The organism is Rhizobium sp. BR 314, assembly GCF_047445805.1.
In the GTDB taxonomy this organism is placed as follows: Bacteria; Pseudomonadota; Alphaproteobacteria; order Rhizobiales; family Rhizobiaceae; genus Rhizobium; species Rhizobium lusitanum_B.
Window position 1 is genome coordinate 1 of record NZ_JARWLA010000057.1, and the last position, 22,933, is coordinate 22,933.

Here is a 22,933-nt window from a genome sequence, read left to right on the forward strand (position 1 = left end):
GCAATGCCGTTCGGGTTGATCAGATAGACCTGGCCATTGGCATTGATCTGGCCGGCAATGGTCGAACTCGTCTGGCCGGTCACCCGGTTGAGGATGGCTGAATTGGCATCGGGCTGGACGAAGGTGACGCGGTTGCCCTTGCCGACATCGAAACTCTGCCAGTTGACGACAGCGCTGCCGCTCGTCTGGTTGATGGTGAGAGACCCGGCCGATGGTGCCCCGATCGTCGCACTGCCGGCGGCCACCTGACCGCCTGACGGCAGTGACTGCGCCAGCACTGCCGTCGAATGCGCCAGCGCCGTCGAGGCAAGCAGCGCAACGAGACGGGTCCTATGCGAGAGCGTCATGTGGGTCGTCTGTCGGGTCATCACGATTGTCCTAGAACTGGAATGCCGCCGAAACGGTGAAGCGGTTGTCGTTGCTGCCGTCGCCGAAGCGCTCGGTGCGGCCATATTCGAGATTGAGATTGGTGCTGCTGAAGCTCGCCTGTTGGGCCGCTGCCAGTCGCAGGCCGACGCCATAGGCCGCACCGCGCGAGAACCCGCTCTCCAATGCCGTGGGATCGTAGAGCTTCACGCCGCCATAGGCGCCGAACACATAGGGCGAGATCAGCACCGCGCCGGCCGTGCTGGTGCCATCGGCAAGGTTCGTACCCTGCTGGGCCGGAAACTCCGGCCAGCCGAATGGCAGGGTGAAGCTGGTGGTAAACGGGAATTGGGCCTCGGCGCGCAGTACAAAGCCGGCATCGCCCTGCATCGAACCGTTCGGGAAGCTCGAAAGGCCCGCGGAAGAGGCAATGCCGATCTGCTCGGAATTGAGCAATGGCTGGCCGAAGGAGGTTTGCGCCCGTGCCTTGAGATCGAAGACCAGATGCTCGGCGACCGGCTGGCGATAGCCGAGATTGACTTCGAGCTTCTGGAAATCGGCATCGGCGCCTTGACGTGACAAGGGCGTACCGCTGGCATTGGCATCGGCGGCACTGCGCGCGCCGAGCCCGTTGATGCCGAAGGAGCCGGTCAGACCAGCGCTCAGGAGCGCATCGCCCGAGACATACCAGGACAGATCCGCACCGGTGCGCAGAATGCGCAGCCGGTCCTTCGATAGGGTCAGGCCGCCGCCGTTGAGCAGTTGAAGCTCTTCGTCCTGGGCGTCGAAGCCGCCATTGACGTTGAGGGTGAACTCGCGCGAGCGGATCACCGGATAGGAGAGCCGCGCCGAATAGCGGGTGAAGTCCGACATGAACTGCAACCCGAACAGGCCAGCTTCAGGCGTCGTGCGTGAGGCAGTAGCTTCCAGGTTGAGCGTCAACCCGTCGATGCCGATCGGCAGCGTCACGCCGCCTGCCAGCGAGCGGTTGCGCGGCGCACCGGTGAAATAGCCCTCATCGCCGCCGAACCGCGGTGCGCCCGAGGCGCGCAGATAGAAGAGTTCGCCGAAGCCGAACACCGAATTGAAGTCGAGGCCGATGCCAGTATTGTATTTGCCAAGCGCCTCGGTGGAGGTGTTGTCGGCGGAGATGAAGCCGGTAACCGGCTTGTAGCGTGCCTCGATCGTCAGCACACTGCCGCCGGCCTGCGTGCCGCGCGACAATGTCGAGCGCAGCACCGTGCCCGGCAGGTCGCCGGCCAGAAGCAGCCGCCGCTCGATCTCGTCGTTGGACATCCCCTTCTCGCCCACCAGCGGCGCCAGGATTTGGGCGATGCGTTCGCGAACGGCCTCGGGCAGATGCGAGGTGTCGATGCGCTCGACGAAGCCATTGATGACGACGATGCGCAACACCGCGCCGTCGACCAGGCGCTGCGCCGGCAGCACGACGCGCACCAGACCATAGCCCCTGGCGGAATAGGCTCGCTCCAGCTCGCCGGCCGCCTCGAACAGGGCTGCCGCCGTCACCTGCTTGCCACTGAGGCTCTTGGCCACGCGCGCCTCATCCGCGTCAAAGCCTGGAAGACCGCCCTCGACCTTGACCGACTTCAGCCGAACCGTCAGCTTCTCAGCCCCCTTGGGGGCCACCGGACCGGAGGCTTCGGGAATGACAATGCCGCTCCCCTGCTTCTGAAGCTGCGGCTCGAATGTCTGCGGCGTCACCTGCGACGCAGTCTGCGCGAGCGCAACAGATGTCGGCGCCGTTACAGCAATGGCCGCAATGCCTGCGGCTAGCACAAAGGATCGCGCGAGATGGTATTCGAACGTCAAAATAAACCCCTATCCAACCAAATTTGCTGGAGCCGCGTGCGCCGGTCATAGAATTTCCGAGGAAACAGCTTAAAGCCGCCTGCCGTTACTTGGGAAAACCGGTAGTTCCCAAATAAATGCCGCCGCAATTCACCGTTACAACTCGCTTTCGAAGAAGAACTAATCAAAACAATTGGACGCGTCAGCATCCATTTTTGACATGGGACAGTGAGAGGATTATCCGCAGTACAATAGTTGCGAATGCGGCCAGGCGAGACGAGTTGCCTCATTCGCAATGGAGCGCTCCTTGCGAAACCGATAGAGGTCCGGCTAGGGCATTGGCGAGCGCGCCATCGAGAATGGCCAGCTTTTGCGCCTGGAACTGCGCATATTCCTCGTAGAAATCGCGTGAGATCCACATCGGCGAATGCCCCGGTCGCCCAACCCAACCCAACCCGCCGATCGACTGCGCTTCCGAAATTTTCCGGCTTGTATGGGCACTTGAAAGGCCGGTGGCTCGGGCGAGATACGCTATGGAGCGGACGTCCGTGACACATCGGCCTTGTCTTGAAAATGCTTCGCGATCGACGCCTGCAACCAGCCTGTCCATCAGCCAGCCACCCGAATCGATCCAGCTGAAAATCCGATAAAGCGGACCGGGGGCGCGTACATCGGCGCTGAGGAATAGTGCGCTTGCGACAATCGGCTGAATCAGCGGCAGCAAAGTCTCCCATTGATCGGAGAATTGAGCATATCGTCGCCGGCCATCGAGAAGGTCGAGCGCCTGGAAGTGGAGCTTGTACCAGAGGGCCAGGAGATAGAGTGATTCGGAGGATGGCCTGGCCAATCGTCCATGGCCGGTTGCCCGATCGTCTACGGGCTCGATCACCCCGTATTTCATGGACTCGTCGAAAAATGTGTAGGCTGTGTTGCGGCTAGCAAGACCAAGGAAAGTTCCGAGAAGGCCAAAGCTTCGGCGGCTGAGACCCGGCTCAATGCTAACAAAGGGCTTGAAATAATGTGCGACCGCAGCGTGGCTGAGAAGCCAACGTTGTTGTGTCGCAAACAAGGCTGCTTTGCGCGGCGACATCTTGTGCGCTTCAAACATCCCCGATGCCAAAAAGAAAACGGCACGTGGGAAGGTGTCGAGAGCGGTCATCTCCCCGACGTCGCGATGCGACAGATCGTGACTGCCCTCCCTTGGGAGAGGCGAAACCGATGCCGGGAATTCTATAACCTGCCCCATGCGACCTCCGGCTGGCACGCGGGCCAGCGCAGCAATCCTAAGTCCCTGCTCGCGCATTCAAATCCGCGCATTGCCCAAAACTGCGGCACCGAAAGGCCCAAAACTTCTCACATTTCGATAATATGAGAAGAAAATGCCGTAGCATCTGCAGCTTGTCAACGAGATTGTTTCTCATATTATCAGAATCTGAGAACTAAATTGTGATCGGATGGCGCTTTTGCCGAAACTTGGAAATTCCAAGGTGCGCTTCACAATTCCCTCCGAATCCACTGGTTCTCCCAGAAGGAACTGCGCGAATGCCCTCACCCAAGTCCATGGTCCCGTCTTATACTTTGGGCGTCCTGACCATCGCGTACATCCTGTCTTACCTCGATCGGCAGATTCTTGGTCTCCTTGTCGAGCCCCTGAGGCAGGACCTTCACCTGACAGACTTGCAAATCGGCCTCCTGCAGGGCTTCACCTTCGCAATCGTCCTTGCGGCAAGTGGATTGCCGCTGGGTCGCTGGGTTGATACCGGGAATCGGGTGCGGATAGCCGCCATTGGGATCGCCTTCTGGAGCATCATGACAGCCGCCTGCGGCTTTGCGGGCAGTTTCGAAGCTCTTTTGCTATGCCGGGCGGGTGTCGCGCTGGGAGAAGCGGCCCTCGCGCCGGCTGCCTATTCCTTGATCAGCGATTTGTTTCCAATGCGGCGACGGGGATTTGCGATCGGTGTCTTCAGCTCCGGCGCATACATTGGGGCCGGTCTGTCGCTCGTCCTGAGCGCTACAGTGCTTCATCAATTCTTGCGGGCCGAAAGCCTGTTCCAAATCCCCGGCATACAACATGTCTGGCAGATCGTCTTCGTCGTTGTCGGAATTCCCGGCATCGCCGTCGCCCTTTGGATGGCAAGCCTTAGAGAGCCTCAAAGGCAGTCCGGTTCCGCTCCGAGCATTATACCGGGCGCGCCGGAGATAGGCGCCTATTATGCGGATAATCGAGTGCAGTTCGCGAGCCTTTACCTTTGCCTCGCTTTTGCGGCAATCGAAGCCTACAGCTATAGTGCCTGGGTTCCAAGTGTGTTGATCCGCACGTTCCAAATGCCGCCCACAGACGTCGGCTTTGTCCTTGGCCCATTATTCATCGCCTCCAGCGTTTCAGGGCTGATCTTTGGCGCCACATTGGGCGATACCCTGGTTCGGCGGGGTATAGCGGCCGCCCGCCCGATGCTCATGTGCAGCGGAGCACTTGCAGCGTCGCTGTTTACAGCGGCGCTACCCTTCGCGCCAAGCCTGAATGCAGCACTGACCTTGATATCCATCGCGACGTTCCTGTCCACGATCATCGTTGCGAACGGTCCGCCTGCGCTTCAGGATATCACTCCGGCGCGCATGCGTGGCGTCACGTCGGCAATCGGCGTCATGATCGTTACGCTGATCGGGATGGGCCTTGGCCCGACATTGGTCGGATTTGTCAGTCAGACCATCATCGGCGATCCAAAGGCGATTGGTATCGCCCTAAGCATCGTTTCGACCATTGGTCTCGTCAGCTCGTCGGCGGTGGGATTGGTGGCGAGCTTCCACTACAGGCTCGGGTCGGACAATGGCGCGCCAAGCGCAATAAAAGAGCAGGCGGTCCCGGGGCAATGACACCTTTGAGAAGCGAGATTGTCATGCATTTTACTCTCGTCACCAAGAACCGTTGTAAAACCGGCGCGTTTCCACAAGCCGGAAAAAAGCAGAAATGTTCCATCAGAAGCGATGACCGGACGGATCGGCCGCTTATCGAAGACTTGCCATTCTTGTGAGACCGTCACGCCGCTCTTATAGATCGTCCCCAAAAGAATTGATGAAAGCGCATTGCATGTCGGCCTACGAAGTCTTGGTTTCCAACATTACGCAGAGTTTTCTCGATCATGGCTATGAATCCATGACGATGATCAAGCTGGCAAAATGCTGCAATATTACCCGTCGCGGCCTCTATCATCACTTCAGCAGCAAGGAAGAAGCCTTCCACGCGATGGTTGTGCAGAACAATGAGAACACACGGCGAGACAGTTTGCGGGAGGGCGGGCGGCTTCTCTCAACGGGCGCAAATGTTCTTGATATCATCACAGCTATTCTCGACGTTCGATATGGTGATACCAGAAGAAAGCTGGCGCTTTCGCCCTATGCGCTTGAAGTCAACGACTACGCGTTTCGTCTCTGCCGCCCGGCGATGATTGAAGCTGCAGCGCTTTTCCAGGCTGATTTCGCGGCCTTGCTGGAACGGGCTGTTGAAAGCGGTCTTCTGATGCTGCTACCCTCGATCTCGATTAAAACTCTGGTGCAATTGCTCTGCGACGGTGCTCGCGGAACCAATCAGAGTTTCTTTGCACCAGCACCGGAGGAAATTGCCGCCCGCTACCGGGAGATGAGCCGAGCAATTCTCTATGGCTGCGCGGAGCCGGCCAAACCCTGACCAGTTCACGGGGGCTAACGAGTTTCACTTCGCTCAGATCGCGCTTCGATGAGGCAGCGCTGCCGCAAGGCCACTGCGTGCAGCCATAGCGGAAATCGACTCGTTCTAGACTAGGTCGTGCCGGAAGATCTGAACAACTTGCAGGCCGATTTCCGTCGGCGTCATCCTGCCGGGGCGATACCAGCCGGAGACATTGTTGAGCAGTGTCAACAATAGCAGACGGTAGACGCCGCGATCGAGCGAGGGATCCAGCGGCAGGTCGGCAATCAGATCTCGAAACACCTGCTCGAAGGTGTCGCGCTTCTCAACGAGCTGCTCGCGAATGTCAGCCGGCGTGGAGGCGAAATCGTTCATCAGCGGCATGGTCAGTGAATTCGGGTCGAGCTGGATTTCCAGCATGGTGATGCATGCGGCCTCCAATCGCGCCCATGGATCGGAAAGCGGGGAGATTGCGGCCCGGATACGATCTTCCGCCACTTGTAGGGCAATATGGTGGATGCGGACGAACAGAGCTTCCTTCGACTTGATATAGTGATAGAGCGAGCCACCAAGCAGGCCGACCCGCTCGCCGATATCGCGCACGGACGTCGCGGCATAGCCTCGCTCGGCAAATAGCGCCGCCGCAGCCTCCAGGATGGCGCTATGGCGCTCGCTCAGCCCGCTTTCCCGCAGGGCTCCCGTTAAAGCACTCTGCGGCCCATCTACATTTCCGCGGCCATCGCCTTGCGTCATTGCCTCTCCCGGCATCTTCCATCTTGTTACTGATATCGCAACGCTCATAGCGCAGACGGACGATTTTCCCAAATCGCCTCGCGGATCGTCCCTCAGGAACCTCGCAGCAGCGAAAGAAATTTTGCACTTGCGAACTGTAACAATCGTTTGATACAAATATCTCATGACGGCAAGGAGGAAAGCTTGAGCGACAGGGAGGCAATGGACTTCGATGTGGTGATCGTCGGCGCCGGAGTGGCCGGGCTTGCCGCAGCGATCAGGCTGAAGCAGCGCGCCAACGAAGAAGGGCGAACGATTTCCGTCGTGGTTGTCGAAAAGGGTTCGGAAGTCGGCGCCCACATCCTATCGGGCGCCGTGATCGATCCTTCCGGCCTCGATGCCCTTCTGCCCGACTGGCGAGCCGATCCCGAGCGCCCGTTGACGACGGAGGTCACCGACGACAGGTTCTACCTTCTCGGACCGGCCGGCTCGCTTCGCCTTCCCAATCTCCTGATGCCGCCGCTGATGGGCAATCATGGCAATTTCATCGGATCGCTCGGCAATGTCGCGCGCTATCTTGCGGCGCAGGCAGGAGCGCTCGGCGTCGAGATCTATCCCGGCTTTGCGGCAACGGAGGTCCTCTTCACCTCGGATGGCGCGGTGGCCGGCATTGCGACCGGCGACATGGGGATTGGTCGCGACGGCCAGCCGAAGAGCGATTTCACCGCCGGCATGGAGCTTCGAGCGAGCTATACAATCTTCGCCGAGGGAGCGCGCGGCAGCCTGACCAAGCAGCTTCTTGATCGCTTCAACCTCACCGAAGGGCGCTCAGTTCAGAAGTTCGGCATTGGCATCAAGGAGCTCTGGCAGGTTAAGCCGGAGAAATTCCGTAAGGGTTTAGTTCAGCATTCGTTCGGTTGGCCGCTGGACATGCAAACCGGCGGCGGCTCGTTCCTCTACCATTTCGACGATAATCTGGTGACTGTCGGCTTCGTCCTGCATCTGGACTACAAGAACCCGACGCTCTCGCCGTTCGATGAGTTCCAGCGCTTCAAGACGCATCCGCTGATCCGCAAGACCTTCGAAGATGGCAGGCGCATCGCCTATGGCGCACGCGCCCTGACCGAGGGCGGCTATCAGTCCGTGCCAAAGCTCGCCTTTCCAGGCGGCGTGCTGACCGGCTGCGCCGCGGGCTTCATGAACGTCCCGCGCATCAAGGGTTCGCATAACGCCATTCAATCCGGGATTGGGGCGGCGGATGCCGTGTTTGACGGGCTTTCTGAAGAACGCTCCAATGATACGCTTGATACCTATGAGAGCGGCTGGCGCGGCTCGGTAGTCGGGCGCGACCTAAAGCCTGTGCGCAACGTCAAGCCGCTATGGTCGCGCTTCGGGACGCTGGCCGGCGTCGCTCTCGGCGGTATCGACATGTGGCTGCATACGCTTTTCGGCGCCTCACTCTTCGGTACGCTGCGGCACGACAAGGCCGATTTCGAGAGCCTCAAGCCGCTTTCCGACGTGAAGCCCATCCGCTATCCCAAACCGGATGGGGTACTAACCTTCGACAGGCCATCCTCGGTCTTCTTGTCGAATACCAATCATATTGAAGAGCAGCCGATCCATCTGCGGATCGTCGATCCGGAAATCCCGCTGAAGCACAATCTGCCGCTCTATGGCGAGCCGGCGCGGCTCTATTGCCCTGCAGGGGTTTACGAGGTCGTCTATGGCGATGAGCAGGCAAAAACCGATCCGCGTTTCGTGATCAACGCGCAGAACTGCGTGCATTGCAAGACCTGCGACATCAAGGATCCCTCGCAGAACATCACCTGGGTTCCGCCGGAAGGCGGCGGCGGCCCGAACTATCCCAACATGTGACACCCGCACCGGACAGGAGTGAGATAGCCATGACTGCAATCTACATTGTCGATTACCTGCGTAGTCCATTTACACCCGGCTCTCGCGGCGCCCTTGCCGGGGTTCGCCCGGACGATCTGGCCGGCAAGGTCATCAAGGCTATCGTCGAGCGGTCCGGGATCGATCCTGCCGCGATCGAGGATGTGAACCTCGGCTGCGCTTTCGGAGAAGGCGAACAGGGCCTCAACATCGCCCGCTGTGCCGCCTTGATCGCCGGCTTGCCGCAATCGGTCGGCGGCTCCACCATCAACCGCTGGTGCGGTTCCGCCATGCAGGCGATCCAGATGGCCGCGGGCGCGATTTCGATGGGTGCGGGCGACGCATTTGTGGCCGGCGGTGTCGAAAGCATGACGCGCGTGCCGATGATGGGCTTCAATCCCATGCCGAACCCAGCCTGGAGCGACGCGCAGCGCCTCGCCTTTCTCAATATGGGCATGACGGCAGAAAACCTGGCCGATCGCTATGGCATCTCCCGCGAAGAACAGGATGCCTATTCGCTGGAGAGCCACCGCAAGGCGCTCGCCGCTCGCGCCGACGGCCGGCTGGCCGCAGAAATCGCGCCGATCGGCGAAGTGACGGCCGATGGGTGTCCGCGCGAGACCGACGCGGGAAAACTCGCCGGCCTCAAGACCTCCTTCAAGGCGGGCGGCACGGTGACGGCCGGCAACTCCTCGCCCCTGACCGACGGTGCATCCGCAACACTGGTCTGCTCGGAAACATTCATGAGGCGTCACGAGCTGACGCCGCTTGCCCGCATTTCCGGCTACGCAATCACGGGCTGCGCCCCTGAAATCATGGGGATCGGACCGGTCGAAGCAAGCCGCAAGGCGCTCAAGCGCGCCGGCATCTCCGTCGCCGACCTCGACGTGATCGAAATGAACGAGGCCTTCGCCGTGCAGGTACTCTCCTGCTGCCGCGATCTTGATATGGATCCGAACAGCCTCAACCGCGACGGCGGCGCGATCGCGCTCGGTCATCCGCTGGGCGCAACGGGCGCCCGCCTCGTCGGCAAGGCGGCGCTGCTCTTGAAGCGTGATGGCGGTCGCCATGCGCTCGCCACCCAGTGCATTGGCGGCGGCCAAGGCATCGCCATGGTTCTGGAGGCGGCATGACAATGGTTACGATCAAGAAAGCTGCCGTCATCGGCGCCGGTGTCATGGGCTCCGGCATCGCTGCCCATCTTGCCAATGCAGGCCTCGACGTGGTGCTGCTCGACGTCGAGAAGGCCTTCGCCGATGGCGGTGTCGCGCGTCAGCTGAAGGCTGGCGGCTTCATGGATCCGGCCTTCGCGACACGGATCAAGACCGGATCGACGAAGGACGACCTCGCACTGATTGCCGATGCGGACTGGATCGTCGAGGCAATTGCGGAGAAGCTCGACATCAAGCAGGCGCTCTACCGCGCCGTCGATGGTGTGCGGAAGGAGGGCTCGATTGTCTCGTCCAACACTTCGACCATTCCGCTGCATTCTCTCGTTGAGGGCCTGCCGACAAGCTTTGCCGCCGACTTCCTCATCACTCATTTCTTCAATCCGCCCCGCATCATGCGGCTGCTGGAACTCGTCTCAGGCAAGGCGACAAAACTGGAAGCGACAGCAACGATCCGCAGCTTTGCCGACCACAGGCTCGGCAAGAGCGTCGTCGTCTGCAAGGACACGCCCGGCTTCATCGGCAATCGCATCGGCAATTACTGGATGGTGGTGGCACAGAACGAAGCCATCGATCTCGGCCTTGAGGTCGAGGAAGCCGATGCCGTCATCGGCAAGCCGTTCGGCATTCCCTCCACCGGCATCTTCGGGCTGCTGGATTTGGTCGGCATAGACCTCATGCCGACGATCCTGCGCAGCCTGCAGAAGGCAACACCGGCCGGCGACGCGATCAAAGATTGCGACGCCGAACCGCCGCTAATCGCCCGCATGATCGCGGAAAACCGTCTCGGCCGCAAAAGCGGAGCGGGCTTCGTACGGCTTTCGCCGGACCGCAAGTCGCGCGACGTGATCGACCTTCTAACGGGAGACTACCGGCCACAGAAGGCGGTCTCTTCCGTCAGCCTTGAGGCATCGGCCGGCGACCCCCGCAGGCTGATGGAACATGGTGGCCTCGCGGGCCGCTATGCCTCGGTCGTTATGGAAAAGATGCTCGCCTATGCCGCCTCGCTCGTGCCCAACATTGCCGACACACCGGATGCGGTCGATGAGGCCATGCGCAGCGGCTATGGCTGGAAGCAGGGTCCCTTCGAGCTGATCGACCAGCTTGGTGCCGGCTGGCTGAAGGCGCGGCTTGAGACACGCGGCCTTGCCGTACCGGCGTATCTCTCGCTTGCAGTCGAAAGGGGTGGATTCTATTCCGTCGTTGACGGCAAGCGCGTCAGCCTGCTGCCGGACGGAAGTATAGCCCCCGTTCATCGAGGCGAAGGCGTGCTCCTCCTTTCCGACCTCAGGCTTTCTGCAGACCCGGTCGAGGATTGGGGCGTGGCCAGCCTCTGGGATCTTGGCGACGGTGTCGCCTGCCTTGAGTTCCGCACCAAGATGAACACCTACGCGCCGGCCCTGTTCGAGGCCATCAACAAGGCGATCGAACGCTGTAGTCGGGACTTCAAGGCGCTGGTGATCGGCAGCGATTCCCCGGTCTTCAGTGCTGGGGCAGATCTGCGCATCTTCCTCGATACGGTGGAAAAGGGAGGCCGAGAGGCAATCGGCGCCTTCATCGATCAGGGCCATGATACTTTCAAGGCCCTGAAATATGCCCCCTTCCCCGTCGTCGGTGCCGCCGCCGGACTGGCGCTTGGCGGTGGTTGCGAGATCCTGCTCCACTGCGATGCGATCCAGGCCCATGCCGAGCTTACCATCGGCCTTGTCGAGACCCGGATCGGCGTCGTCCCTGGCTGGGGCGGCTGTAAGGAAATGATGCTGCGTTTCTCAAGCGCTACCGCCGCCTTGAAGGGGCCGGTCGCGCCGGCCATCGAGGTCCTCAACATCATCGAACCGGCAAGGGTGTCGACCAGTGCCTTCGACGCCCGCAGCCTCGGTTATCTGAGAGCCAGCGACGGCATCACCATGAACCGCAGCCGGCTGCTGGCCGACGCCAAGGCCAAAGCCCTGGCTCTTGCGAACAACTATGTGGCCTCGGAACCACCGACACTTACGCTGTCGGGACCATCAGGCGCTGCCGCCCTTCACAACCTCATCGAAGGTGCCATGGTCGCCGGACGCGCCACCGGCCATGACGGCATCATCGGGCGCGCCCTTGCCGGGGTGCTGACGGGCGGCCCCTCGGCCGATCCCCTGAAGCCCGTCTCCGAGGACGACGTACTCGCATTGGAACGCCAGGCCTTCATCGACCAGCTGGCAACACCCGCAACCGTGGACCGCGTCAGGCATATGCTGGCAACCGGCAAGCCGCTGCGCAACTGAACAGGAACGGACAAGAACCCCATGGCTGGCTACATCCCTCCGATCGACGATATTTCTTTTCTCCTCGGCGACGTCTTCGACCTTGATACGCAGATGGCTGCACTCCCCGGCTTTGAAGAGGTCAATATCGACCTCGCAACGAGCATTCTCGAAGAAGGCGGCAAGTTCTGCGCGGAAATCCTCGAGCCGCTTAATCGTTCGGGCGACGAAGAGGGCTGCACCCTGGAAGACGGACTTGTGACGACGCCGAAGGGCTTCGCGCAAGCCTATAGGGCCTTCGTCGACGGCGGCTGGGCCGGCTTGTCGGGCGATCCAGATTTTGGCGGACAGGGCCTGCCGCGCGTCCTGCAGATCCTGCTCGACGAGATGCTGTCTTCCGCCAATCTCTCCTTCGGCCTGTTTCCGGGCCTGACGCGGGGCGCTGTCGAAGCGATCGCCCACCATGCCACTGACGAGTTGAAGCAGACATATCTGCCGAAGATGATCTCCGGCGAATGGACAGGCGCCATGGCGCTCACAGAATCCTCCGCCGGCACCGACCTCGGCCTGCTGACAACCCGCGCCGAACCGCGAGGCGATGGTTCCTATGCCATCAGGGGCACGAAAATCTTTATCTCCTCCGGCGACCAGGATTTCGGCGGCAACGTCGTGCATCTGGTGCTCGCCCGCCTGCCGGATGCGCCGAAGGGCGTGAAAGGCATCAGCCTCTTCCTCTCGCCGAAGTTTCTCGTCAAGCAGGACGGTTCGCTTGGCGAGCGCAATCGAATGTCCGTCGGCTCGCTGGAACACAAGATGGGCATCCACGCCCAGCCGACCTGCGTGATGAACTATGACGGCGCCATAGGCTGGCTCGTCGGCGAGCCCGGTCGCGGCCTCAACGCCATGTTCACGATGATGAATGCCGAGCGGCTCTTCGTCGGCATTCAGGGTCTCGGCATTGGCGAGGCAGCTAACCAGAAGGCTGCCGCTTATGCCCGAGATCGCTTGCAGGGCCGTTCCCCCGATGGCGCCCGTGGCCCCGTACCGATCATCGAGCACGCCGATGTGCGCAAGATGCTCCTGACCGGCCGATCCTTGACGGAAGCCGGGCGCGCACTCGCTGTCTGGACCGCGCTGCAGATGGATATCGCGACCAGACATCCCGATCCGGAAGCCCGCCGTACGGCAGATGGCTTCGTCGCCTTGCTGACGCCGGTCGTCAAGGCTGCTTTCACCGATTTCGGCTTCGAGGTCGCGGTTATGTCTCAACAAGTCTTTGGCGGCCACGGCTATATCCGCGAATGGGGCATGGAACAATTTGTGCGCGATGCCCGGATAACGCAGATCTACGAAGGCACCAACGGCGTGCAGGCCATGGATCTCGTCGGTCGCAAGTTGGCGATGGACAATGGCGATGTTGTACGCCGCTTCTTTGCGCTGGTGCACGCCGATCTGTCTTCGGCCAACGGCTCGGCTGAGCTCGAGTCCGCGAAGGGTGCCGTGACAGAAGCCCTTGTCCGTCTTGAGCAACTGACCGAAGATCTGCTGTCTACATCCGCCGACCCCATGGAGGCGGGAGCAAGCGCCACAGACTATCTGCGCTTTTTTGCGCTCGTGAGCTTCGGTTGGCTCTGGGTGCGCATGGCCGACAAGGCCGCGGCTTCAGTGCCGACGGCCCTGACGAAGCGCAAACTCTTGCTTGCCCGCTTCTTCGCGGCCCGGCTGTTGCCACAGACTTTGGCGCTGGAGGCGGCTATCCGCGCTGGTGCGACCGACATCATGGCGCTCGACGCCGATCTGTTCTGATTGAACGCTCTCTGGGAGGGGAAGACCATGCTTGGCATGATGATGAATGCACCGCTGCTCGTGTCATCGATCCTGCGTCATGCCGCGGCCTATCATGGCGGCACGGAGATCGTCTCGAAAACCGTCGAAGGCCCGATCCATCGCTACACCTACGCGGACCTCTCCCGGCGAAGCCAGAAGCTCGCCAACGCGCTTCAGAGATTTGGCCTCAACCATGGCGACCGGGTGGGTACACTCGCCTGGAATGGCTATCGGCACCTGGAGCTCTATTACGGCATTTCCGGATCAGGCCTGGTGTGTCACACGATCAACCCACGCCTCTTTCGCGAGCAGATCGGCTACATCATCGACCATGCAGGCGACAGCGTGCTCTTCTCCGACCTCACCTTTTTGCCGATCCTCGAAGGACTGGCCGATAAACTTGCGCAACTGAAGGCCGTGATCATCCTGACCGACGAGGCCCATATGCCGAAGTCGGAATGTCTGCCGAATCTCATCTGCTATGAGACACTGATTGCCGGCGAACCGGATGAATTCGATTGGCCGGTATTTGACGAGAACACCGCCTCGAGCCTGTGCTACACATCCGGCACGACAGGGGATCCGAAAGGTGTGCTCTACAGCCACCGTTCCACAGTTCTGCATGCTATGGCTTCGACCTTCATCGATGTACTCGGTCTTTCTGCCTCGGATTCGGTCGTGCCTGTCGTGCCGATGTTCCATGTCAACGCCTGGGGTATCCCCTTCGCCGCACCGATGGTTGGCGCGAAGCTGGTCATGCCTGGTCCGAATCTCGATGGGGCAAGCCTGCACGGCCTGTTCGAAAGTGAGAAGGTGACATTTACTGCGGGAGTACCGACGGTCTGGCTCGGCCTGCTCGATTGGATGGATGGTCACGGCCAGAAATTCTCCACGCTGAAGCGCGTCGCCATCGGCGGCTCGGCCTCGCCGCCGATCATGATCAGCCGTTTCCAAAACATGGGGGTCATGGTTCGCCATGCCTGGGGCATGACGGAAACAAGCCCGATCGGACTTGCGGCTGCACTCTTGCCCAAGCACGAGGCGCTTTCGGCGGAGCAAAGACTAATAGTCGAATCTAAGCAAGGCCGCCCGCTATTCGGCATGGAATTCAGTGTTGTCGGCGCTGACGGCAAGCCTGTGGCACGCGACGGCAAAGCATTCGGTGCAATGCTGGTGCGCGGCCCCTGGGTTGCGGCCAGCTACTACAATGCGGAAAAGAGCGCGGCATACGCGGTCGATGGCTGGTTCGAAACCGGCGATGTCGTCACGATGGACGAGGACGGCTTCGTGCAGATCGTCGATCGTACCAAGGACGTGGTGAAATCCGGCGGCGAATGGATCAGCTCGATCGAATTGGAGAACATTGCGCAGGCCCACCCAGCAATCAAGGAGGCAGCCGTCGTCGCGGTGCCGGATGCCCGATGGGGTGAGCGACCGGTTCTCACGGTCGTCCTGAAGCCCGGGCAAACATTCACGCGGCAGGATCTGCCGGAACTCTATACCGGCAAAATCTCCAAGTGGAGCATTCCCGACGATGTCATTGTCGTCGACGAATTGCCGCACACGGCAACCGGCAAACTCTTGAAGATCGCGATCCGGCAAATTGTCATCGAGGAATATGCCAAACGCTCCGCAGACGCGGAGTTGAACAACTGAGAGGATCCGGAAATGAGCGACCACACCACGATGCCAGAGCTTTACCTTGAGGATCTCGAAATCGGGCAGCGCTTCACCAGCCCCTCTCATGTGATGGAGCTCGATGAGATCAAGGAATTTGCGGGTCGCTACGATCCGCAATTCTTCCATCTGGACGAGGAGCTCGCGCGCGACAGCCTGTTCGGAAGGCTGGCTGCCAGCGGCTGGCATACGGCCGCGACGACTATGCGGCTGCTTGTTCAAAGCCTGCCGTTGGCCGGCGGGCTAATCGGCGCAGGTGCGGAAATTTCCTGGCCGCGCGCGACATGGCCTGGCGACCGCATCCATGTGGAAAGCGAGATCACCGCTATCACTTTGTCTCGTTCCCAACCAAAGCGTGGGTTTGTCACTGTGCGAAGCGAGACGATAAATCAAAGCGGCGAGATCGTGCAGGTGTTCACACCAAAGATCGTTGGCTGGCGCAGGGCTTGAATCTGCTTCGCGGGAAGCGACGCATCGGCCTCGGTTTGCAAGGTTGTCTCAATGAAGGGATGATAATGGCGCGTCACTGGCCTGCCGACGCGGGCAGGCAATGGAGCTGACGGAATGCGTGTGCTGCTGGTCGAGGACGAGAAACCGATGGCTGCCGTCTTGCGCAGTGGACTTGTGCGCCAAGGCATGGTCGTGGACGATGTGGCGACCCTTTTGGATGCCGAGGCAGCCCTCTATGACGGCGTCTACGATGCCGTGGTGCTGGATCGCAGATTGCCCGACGGCGACGGCCTGTCGCTGGTCAAATCGCTGCGCGCCAGAGGCGATACCGTACCGGTACTGGTATTGACGGCGAAGGGCGATCTGCTTGACCGGATCGCCGGTCTCGACAGCGGTGCGGACGACTATCTTGGCAAGCCATTCTCTTTTGAGGAATTCCTGGCCCGGCTGCGCGCCATCCTGCGCCGGCCGGCCAATCTGCAGCCTGATATCGTCAGACTAGGCCGCCTATCATTCGATTTCGCGCATCTTGAGGCGCATGTCGAAGCCGTTCCTCTGCGCATGCCCCGCCGCGAACTGCTTGTACTGGAAGCGCTGATGCGGCGCATGGGACGGATGGTGCTGCGCGAGACGTTGATGGAAGCCGTTTTCGGCATGAACGACGAGATCGAATCAAATGCGCTCGACACGCATATTTCTCGCCTGCGCCGAAAGCTCGCAGACGCGCATGCCGGCGTCGCCATCAGCGGTATCCGTGGTGTCGGCTATCTCATCAGCGAGACGGTATAATGCGGCAGCCCTCGCTGAAATGGCTACTCGTCAGTAGGCTGGTGACGCTGCAGGCCTGCGTCATCGCGATAATACCGCTGATTATCACGGTCACGCTCTGGAGCACTGGCTATCTGCTGGACGACTATGAGGGCGCCAGTCTCGATGTGCTCGCCGAGGCGGTCGAACGGGACGCAACGGGCGGACTGGCGCTACGGGAGACCCCGGCACTTGGTTCTCTTCGGGCCAACGCACCCGACCTGTGGTTTGCGATCCGCGATCGCGAAGGACACCGCCTGCAAGAGGGCAACATTCCGCCCGCCTATCTGCCTGCAATCGCGATGCTCGACCAGCTCAGCGACGCGCGCCTGAGCAAGCAACCCGAACTGGCAGGGAAACCCGACGCTGTGATCAAATGGGTCGACAGCCCTGCCGGCCGGATCCAGATCCTGACCGGCACGAAAGGACAGATGTCCGCGCAGCGGCTGGCAAGAGGTATGTCGGGCGGGCTCATCTCCCTCATTCTGCCCGTCATCGTGCTTGTGGCTTTGACGACCTCGCTCGCCACGCCGCTGGTGGTGCGGCGCGCCTTGGCGGGGCTCCGGCGGACCGTGGAGCAGGCCGCGCATATAGAGTTCGACAAGCGCGGCACTCAGCTGCAGGCGAGTGACATGCCCGTCGAAATCAGCGCACTTGTCGGGGCTGTCAATGATGCGCTGCGTCGTCTCGACGTCGGCTATGAGCGACATCAGCATTTCCTGGCGCAGGCGGCCCATGAACTGCGCACACCGATCGCCATTTTGAATGCACGCATTTCCACCCTGCCCCCAGGTTCGGACAGGCGTGACCTGCTGGAAGACGCGGCGCGTCTGACGACACTTGCCGGTCAGTTGCTCGATCTCCAGCGCCTCGACCAGAAGCGAGACCACTTCCTGTCGGTCAATCTGACCGCCATGGCCAAACAGGTGCTATTCGATCTTGGCCCCCTGGCGCTCGGTGCCGGCTATGAGGTGAGCTTCGAACCGGAAGCCGACGAGGTGCTGGTGATCGGCGACCACACTTCGCTGGAGCGGGCTTTGACCAATCTCGTCCAAAATGCCATCGACCATGGCGGACGCCAGGGAACGATTTGTTTGCGCGTCGGCAAGGACCATTTCGTCGAAGTTTCCGACGAAGGCAAAGGTGTGGCCTGGGACGCACGCGAGCAGATCTTCGAGCCGTTCAATCGCCTCGGCCCTAACGGCCGCGGCGCCGGATTGGGGCTCAATCTGGTTCGGGAGATCATGGAGATGCATGGCGGCACCGTCGCCGTTGTCAATGCTGGCTCCAAGGGCGCCTGTGTGAGGATGACGTTCCCCCGCACAGGGATCGCCGATGGCGAAGTGCAAACGACCTAGGCGCACGCCGCCGGAGCACCGCTGCGCCGTCTCGTCAATCGGACGTGCTGATCGGCTGTTCCGCGCAGTTGGGCTATTAGAACCGCCGCGCATTGCTTCGCTTTGCCCGGCGCAGGATCCACACTATGGCGAACTCAGCAGCAATCAGCCCCACCGCGACTGCAAGACCGAGGGTGATCGGGTCACGGCCGCTCCCGTATAACAGGAACCCCAGACACAGGAAGGGTGTGTTCCAAAGCAGGCTGCCAATGAGGGTAGCCAGGGCGAAGCCGCGCAATTCGAGTTTGAACACGCCGGCCGGCAAGCCAAGATAGACGCGAACGGCCGGTATCGTATGGCCGACGAGGGTCGTCCAGAATTGATTGCGGCGATACGAACCGACCAGACGCTGGTAGAGTGAAGGCGGCAGCAGGATGAAACGGCCATAGCGCGTCACCAAGTCTTCGACCCGGTGCGAGCCCAGTGTCCATCCGAACCCATACCAGAGCAGAGAACCAAGCGTCGATCCAAACGCGGTGGCAGCCACAATTGCCGCGAGGTTCAGACCGCTCTTTGCGGTCATGCCAACAAACATCAGCAGGACATAGGACGGAAAGATCGGGACGAATTTTTCTGCGATAGCCAAGCAGACGAGGCCGACGAGGCCGAAACTCAGCATCGTCGCGATAATAGGCGACATCTCCATGATTGGTTCACATCACAGACAGGAGGGATGGTCGAGGCTGCGCGTGATCCGATAGACCGAGGCAGGCGGCAGGTTTCGCATCGTCCATCCGCAGCGCATAGCCTCCAGCCCTAATTGCTCGAGTATCCTGCTGGGCACCGGACAGCGTGGTCCGTAAGTTATCTGATAGAAGGCCCCACCCGGCGCCATGCAGGCGAAGGCGCCGCCGAGAATAGCCGAGGCCTTGTCCGGCGGCATGGTCAAAATGCCCAGTCCGCTAATCACTGCGCCAACTGCGGCACCGGCAAAAAGACCCGTCGTCGCCAATTCGGTCGCGTCCATGTGCAACACCCGTGCCAGCGGAAAGCGGTGTCGGAGCAAGCGCGCAAAGGTGGGGTCGTATTCCACCAATGTGATGCTGCGCTCCGGCACGCCACGGGCAAGCAACGCTTTCGTAAATGGGCCGGTTCCCGCACCCAGTTCAAGGACCTGCCCGGTGCTGGGCGACACGCCTTGCGTCATCAGATCTGCAACCGCGCGGCCGGATGGGGCAATCGCCGCGACACGAAGGGGATTGGCGATCCAGGCTCGGAAGAAGGCAAGCGCATCAGAACCCAGCATGGCACCCTCGCTTGCTCAGGGCATCTGTGGCCCTGTGAGCGTCAACGGTGACGAGTTGCGTTGGTAACATCGATAACATTTTCGAACCATCCAAGATATGAGGACATTGAACCGCTCCATGAGAACGGTTGATCGATCGACCGAGAAAGCGGTGGCCTGCCGCAAACGAGATCAATCGCAACGCTGTGTCCCACGCCTGGATTGAGACAGCCTGTCACGACAAAGCGTGACGATCTCGATCTGGCGATTGCGGTGCGGCCCCTGGAGCGACATGGCGTTTGGGGGTGTTTTTCGCGACGAACAGACCACCGATTGGTAGCGGCGCCTGGTCATTGCAACTTCGATACTGTCAAAGATAAGAGGTCGGGCTTGATCCCGGCCTATCGCAAGCGAATTCATCGCTGCGACCACTCGGTAGTCCGACGGCTTCATCGGCGTCGACGAGGCCGGAAAAATCAGAGGGCAAGTCGAAGAGTGGTTGGGCGATTAAATCGCACGCCTCTCCATTCGCTGGTCACCGCCATTAAGCGCCATCATGCTGGAATCGGAGCCTAACACTTTGGTGACGCTCGCAAAGAAGCACTTGCTGAACCTGCGAGCGTGGCGACGGCATGGATTTCAACGAAAAACGGCGCGTTCGAGACGCGCCGCTTCACGTTTATTCGTGCCGAGCAAGAGAGATCAGGCGCCGGCAGTCTGCGTATGGGTTGCGAGCTGCTCATCATGATTGTTGAACAGCACATGCACGGCATCATGGCCTGACGGCGTGTAGTTCTGCAGCGTGGCAACCACGTGGGTTTCCGACCCGGTGTTGACGCTGATCTTCGTCGAATTGGTTGCGGTATCGACCGCCGCCGTCATCGATGCGACAGCATCCGCCTCGGTCATGCCCGGATGCTCTCCCACCAGTGCGTTCAGCAGGTTCGAGACATCCAGCTTGTCGCCCTGTCCCTTCGGGCTGAAGTCGGTGATGACATCGGCCATATTGAGGTTGTGCAGGGCTTTTGCATCGAGCACGAAAGTATCGGCCCCGGCGCCACCGGTCATCGTGTAACCGCCACCGCTGGTCAGCGTATCGTTGCCGTCGGTGCCGTAAAGGTGGCCAATCCCGCTGAAGTCGATCTCGGCGGATGTCCCGTCGTGACCAAGCGAGAAGTCACTGGCCGAGTACACGCCCGTGAGACCGATTGAAGCAGTATGGGTACCATCGGTGACTGTCAGCACACCGCCCGTCTTTCCTGCATTCTCTGCATAGGAGAAGCTGGCGGTCGCGGCGGAGATGTCGCCGAACCGCAAGGCGTCGTTGCCATCGAGACCCGCGATCGTACCCGTAAAGGCCGCGGCATGATCGATGGTGATCGTTGCCTGTGCATCCTTGCCAAGCGCAATCGCCTCGTGGAACGAGCCACCGATCTCGAGGTTGGCGTGACCCGACAGCAGCACCGTGCCGCTACCGCTGACATCGCCGTCGAGATTGACGTTGCCGCCATTTGCCCACAGCAGTCCGTTATTGACGAGGTCGCTATGGATATGGAGACCGCCTGCCCCGGTTGCCTCCAGCGTGCCCGTGTTGCTGACCGCATTGGCGCCGGTGTCGATGACGAGCGCATGGCTACCGTCGGCAATAATCGTGCCGGCGTTGACGAGCGTCAGGTGGCCATCACCGAGCTTACCAGCGCCGGAGATGGTGTTATCTACATTCGTCAGTGTGACATGATCGCTGCTGCCGAAGATGACATTGGCTGCATTGTCGGACAGCGTCACCGTGCCGCCGCCGGTCAATGTCAGGCCGCGCTGGACGATTTCGAGGTCCGTCTCGCTGCCGGTCGAGGTGATATGGATGCTACCGGTGTTGTCGAGCGTTCCGCTGAATGGCATCAATGCGCCATCGGCGACCACCATGTTCCCGGTATTATGGGTTACAACTGCTTCGTTGAAGAGGAAGTCGTCTGGCGTGAGAGCCGCAGCGCTCACGCCTGCCAAAGTGATGGTCTCGCCATCGCCGAGCGTGATGACCGCATTGCCGGAAGCATCGCTCGACAGATGGGCCAGAACGTCCGCGAAGCTATTGAAGCCCGCAAAGCCAATCAGGTCGATCTTGTCATGCGCCACATCAAAGTTGTGCACGACGTCCTTGCCGATGGTGTTTGCAAAGACCAGCGTGTCGTTGCCGCTCGATGCGGTGAGCGTATCGTCGCCCGACCAGGCGAAGATCGGCGAACCCTTGGCGTAGGCTTCGACATTGTCGGCCACCGTGACCATGCCGATTGTGCCGTCCGCATTGGTCCAGGTCTCAGTGATCTGGAGGACCACTGCGCCGGTCACGCCATCCGGCGAAGTCACGGTCAGCGACGACGGATCGTTTGTCACGACGGACCAGGTGCCGTCGGCATTGTGCGTACCCTCGCTCAACGTCCAGCCTGCCGGCACCCCGACAATGCTCATCGTGACAGCACCATCATGATGCGACAGATCTCCGAGCGCGAGATTGATCGCCTCGCCGGAGACACCGGCCGGCTTGAAGTTAAGTGTAGAGCTGTCCGTTCCGGCATTGCCGGCAAGATCGGTATAGTCCGCTCCCGAGACATACACAGACTTCACGCCATTGTTCCAGGCGTAGTAATTCACCGTGTAGATATCCTGGCCGAGGCCGTTCACGCCAACATGCTGGAAGTTGTAGAGTGAATAATTGCCACTCCCGCCAATGTCATAAATGCTGAACCCCGAGACAGCCTCACTGAAGGTGAAGGTCAGAAGACTGCCGCTTTGGGTGATCGCGACTGTCGGGCGGGTCGTGTCGATTTTGATATCATAGACGTCGCTCGGCGAGAGCGCGGTTGTGACGCCAGCATCCGTGATTGAAGCCCGGAAGTTGTAGGTCGATCCGTTAATCAGCGTCGGTGTGGTAATATCGACGTATCCTTTAGCGATATCTTGCGATAACAAGGTGACCGCCGGGCCAAGCACGGTCATGTTGTTATAGAGCTGTATCGTGTCACCAGCGATGGCACCGGTTCCGACCAGGTTTACCCGGATGCCAAGATTGGTGTCATCGGTGACCGCACCGTTCGCGAGTGTGCCTCGGATCGAACCGACATCGTCGACAACGCTGATGATGCTTGGTGCCGACACGGGCTGCTTTGCGCCGTGGACGGACACGACAATATCCTGTGAAGCCGTTCCGTCCAGTGAGGCAACCGTCAATTTGTCCGTAACAGTCTGACCTGCGTTCAATGCCTGCACATTCGCTGCGGAATTATTGAGCGTGTAGCCCCAAACCCCGGTCGTGGCATTAAATGTGAACGTACCATAGGTCCCATTGAGCGACGATGGCGTTTGGAAGTGGTTCTCACCGAAGTCCACATCCGTAACCGTCAACGCACCGTTGGCCGTCAATTGGCCATTTTCAGTGACTGAGCCGGTCGCAGTGCCCGAGATCGACGCTGCATCGTTCGTGCCGTTGACCGTGACCACGACCGTCTGCGTCGTGATGCCGCCCTGGCCGTCGTTCAACTGAACCGTGAAGCTTTCCTGCGGATGATCCGAGACATTCAGCGGATTGGCCTTCGACTGATCCAGGTGATAGGTCCAGTTGCCGCTCTGATCGACGCTCAGCGTGCCGTAAGCACCAGTCACAGAGCCGCCTACGTTGC

General features: G+C 60.5%; 17 protein-coding genes. 10 read left to right on the forward strand and 7 right to left on the reverse strand.

Translation table 11 applies throughout. From position 1 onward, the window contains the following. From QD461_RS34205 to QD461_RS34215, 3 genes are all read right to left on the reverse strand, one after another. Positions 1–368: filamentous hemagglutinin N-terminal domain-containing protein (locus tag QD461_RS34205; protein WP_414091366.1), on the reverse strand; the 368-nt coding region annotated here is incomplete at its 3' end. Positions 369–378: 10 nt separating this feature from the next. Then, positions 379–2,196, reverse strand: a complete 1,818-nt coding sequence (locus QD461_RS34210) for a ShlB/FhaC/HecB family hemolysin secretion/activation protein (protein WP_414091367.1) — start codon at positions 2,194–2,196, stop codon at positions 379–381. Positions 2,197–2,461: 265 nt separating this feature from the next. After that, a complete protein-coding gene (locus tag QD461_RS34215) occupies positions 2,462–3,421 on the reverse strand; it encodes a hypothetical protein (RefSeq protein ID WP_414091368.1) in 960 nt (319 codons plus the stop codon). Positions 3,422–3,717: 296 nt separating this feature from the next. Between QD461_RS34215 and QD461_RS34220 the strand changes: the two genes are divergently transcribed. Both QD461_RS34220 and QD461_RS34225 read left to right on the forward strand, forming a co-directional pair. Continuing rightward, positions 3,718–5,049 (forward strand): MFS transporter, encoded by a 1,332-nt coding sequence (locus tag QD461_RS34220; RefSeq protein ID WP_414091369.1) that lies wholly within the window; start codon positions 3,718–3,720, stop codon positions 5,047–5,049. A 214-nt stretch (positions 5,050–5,263) separates the two neighbouring features. After that, entirely contained in the window at positions 5,264–5,860 is a 597-nt protein-coding gene (locus tag QD461_RS34225) for a helix-turn-helix domain-containing protein (protein ID WP_414091370.1), read from the forward strand. A 105-nt stretch (positions 5,861–5,965) separates the two neighbouring features. Here the strand turns inward: QD461_RS34225 and QD461_RS34230 are convergent, their stop codons facing one another. Continuing rightward, positions 5,966–6,592 carry a TetR/AcrR family transcriptional regulator gene (locus QD461_RS34230; RefSeq protein WP_414091371.1) on the reverse strand — a complete coding sequence of 209 codons (627 nt, stop codon included), beginning with the start codon at positions 6,590–6,592 and terminating at the stop codon, positions 5,966–5,968. A 201-nt stretch (positions 6,593–6,793) separates the two neighbouring features. Here QD461_RS34230 and QD461_RS34235 point away from each other — a divergent pair, with 201 nt between their 5' ends. The 8 genes from QD461_RS34235 (at position 6,794) to QD461_RS34270 (ending at position 17,995) form a co-directional block, all read left to right on the forward strand. Further along, entirely contained in the window at positions 6,794–8,446 is a 1,653-nt protein-coding gene (locus QD461_RS34235; RefSeq protein WP_414091381.1) for an electron transfer flavoprotein-ubiquinone oxidoreductase, read from the forward strand. A gap of 29 nt (positions 8,447–8,475) precedes the next feature. Next, positions 8,476–9,597 (forward strand): thiolase family protein, encoded by a 1,122-nt coding sequence (locus QD461_RS34240; RefSeq protein WP_414091372.1) that lies wholly within the window; start codon positions 8,476–8,478, stop codon positions 9,595–9,597. Positions 9,598–9,599: 2 nt separating this feature from the next. After that, positions 9,600–11,897, forward strand: a complete 2,298-nt coding sequence (locus tag QD461_RS34245) for an FAD-dependent oxidoreductase (protein WP_414091382.1) — start codon at positions 9,600–9,602, stop codon at positions 11,895–11,897. A gap of 21 nt (positions 11,898–11,918) precedes the next feature. Further along, positions 11,919–13,682, forward strand: a complete 1,764-nt coding sequence (locus QD461_RS34250; protein ID WP_414091373.1) for an acyl-CoA dehydrogenase C-terminal domain-containing protein — start codon at positions 11,919–11,921, stop codon at positions 13,680–13,682. A 27-nt stretch (positions 13,683–13,709) separates the two neighbouring features. Next, on the forward strand, positions 13,710–15,359 hold the full coding sequence (locus QD461_RS34255; RefSeq protein ID WP_414091374.1) for a long-chain-fatty-acid--CoA ligase: 1,650 nt from the start codon (positions 13,710–13,712) through the stop codon (positions 15,357–15,359). A 12-nt stretch (positions 15,360–15,371) separates the two neighbouring features. After that, positions 15,372–15,830, forward strand: coding sequence for a MaoC family dehydratase (locus tag QD461_RS34260; RefSeq protein ID WP_414091375.1), 459 nt, complete (start codon positions 15,372–15,374; stop codon positions 15,828–15,830). Positions 15,831–15,944: 114 nt separating this feature from the next. Then, positions 15,945–16,619 (forward strand): response regulator transcription factor, encoded by a 675-nt coding sequence (locus QD461_RS34265; protein WP_414091376.1) that lies wholly within the window; start codon positions 15,945–15,947, stop codon positions 16,617–16,619. Then, the gene (locus QD461_RS34270; RefSeq protein WP_414091377.1) at positions 16,619–17,995 is read left to right on the forward strand and encodes a sensor histidine kinase; all 1,377 of its coding nucleotides are present in this window, start codon (positions 16,619–16,621) and stop codon (positions 17,993–17,995) included. Before QD461_RS34265 ends, QD461_RS34270 begins: the two co-directional genes overlap by 1 nt. Positions 17,996–18,071: 76 nt before the next feature. Here QD461_RS34270 and QD461_RS34275 read toward each other — a convergent pair whose 3' ends face one another. The 3 genes from QD461_RS34275 to QD461_RS34285 form a co-directional block, all read right to left on the reverse strand. Further along, on the reverse strand, positions 18,072–18,680 hold the full coding sequence (locus QD461_RS34275; protein ID WP_414091378.1) for a DedA family protein: 609 nt from the start codon (positions 18,678–18,680) through the stop codon (positions 18,072–18,074). A gap of 12 nt (positions 18,681–18,692) precedes the next feature. Further along, positions 18,693–19,280: a class I SAM-dependent methyltransferase gene (locus QD461_RS34280; RefSeq protein WP_414091379.1), complete on the reverse strand. Its 588-nt coding sequence runs from the start codon at positions 19,278–19,280 to the stop codon at positions 18,693–18,695. Between the two features lie 681 nt (positions 19,281–19,961). After that, positions 19,962–22,933, reverse strand: a 2,972-nt coding sequence (locus QD461_RS34285) for a VCBS domain-containing protein (protein ID WP_414091380.1), incomplete at its 5' end; no start/stop codon positions are given.

Excerpts from the sequence above, each read along its gene's own strand:
- QD461_RS34230 (WP_414091371.1), bottom strand. The coding sequence starts at position 6,592 with ATGACGCAAGGCGATGGCCGCGGAAATGTAGATGGGCCGCAGAGTGCT.
- QD461_RS34220 (WP_414091369.1), top strand. The coding sequence starts at position 3,718 with ATGCCCTCACCCAAGTCCATGGTCCCGTCTTATACTTTGGGCGTCCTG.
- QD461_RS34225 (WP_414091370.1), top strand. The coding sequence starts at position 5,264 with ATGTCGGCCTACGAAGTCTTGGTTTCCAACATTACGCAGAGTTTTCTC.
- QD461_RS34255 (WP_414091374.1), top strand. The coding sequence starts at position 13,710 with ATGCTTGGCATGATGATGAATGCACCGCTGCTCGTGTCATCGATCCTG.
- QD461_RS34280 (WP_414091379.1), bottom strand. The coding sequence starts at position 19,280 with ATGCTGGGTTCTGATGCGCTTGCCTTCTTCCGAGCCTGGATCGCCAAT.
- QD461_RS34270 (WP_414091377.1), top strand. The coding sequence starts at position 16,619 with ATGCGGCAGCCCTCGCTGAAATGGCTACTCGTCAGTAGGCTGGTGACG.
- QD461_RS34260 (WP_414091375.1), top strand. The coding sequence starts at position 15,372 with ATGAGCGACCACACCACGATGCCAGAGCTTTACCTTGAGGATCTCGAA.
- QD461_RS34235 (WP_414091381.1), top strand. The coding sequence starts at position 6,794 with ATGGACTTCGATGTGGTGATCGTCGGCGCCGGAGTGGCCGGGCTTGCC.
- QD461_RS34245 (WP_414091382.1), top strand. The coding sequence starts at position 9,600 with ATGGTTACGATCAAGAAAGCTGCCGTCATCGGCGCCGGTGTCATGGGC.
- QD461_RS34215 (WP_414091368.1), bottom strand. The coding sequence starts at position 3,421 with ATGGGGCAGGTTATAGAATTCCCGGCATCGGTTTCGCCTCTCCCAAGG.
- QD461_RS34265 (WP_414091376.1), top strand. The coding sequence starts at position 15,945 with ATGCGTGTGCTGCTGGTCGAGGACGAGAAACCGATGGCTGCCGTCTTG.
- QD461_RS34250 (WP_414091373.1), top strand. The coding sequence starts at position 11,919 with ATGGCTGGCTACATCCCTCCGATCGACGATATTTCTTTTCTCCTCGGC.
- QD461_RS34275 (WP_414091378.1), bottom strand. The coding sequence starts at position 18,680 with ATGGAGATGTCGCCTATTATCGCGACGATGCTGAGTTTCGGCCTCGTC.
- QD461_RS34240 (WP_414091372.1), top strand. The coding sequence starts at position 8,476 with ATGACTGCAATCTACATTGTCGATTACCTGCGTAGTCCATTTACACCC.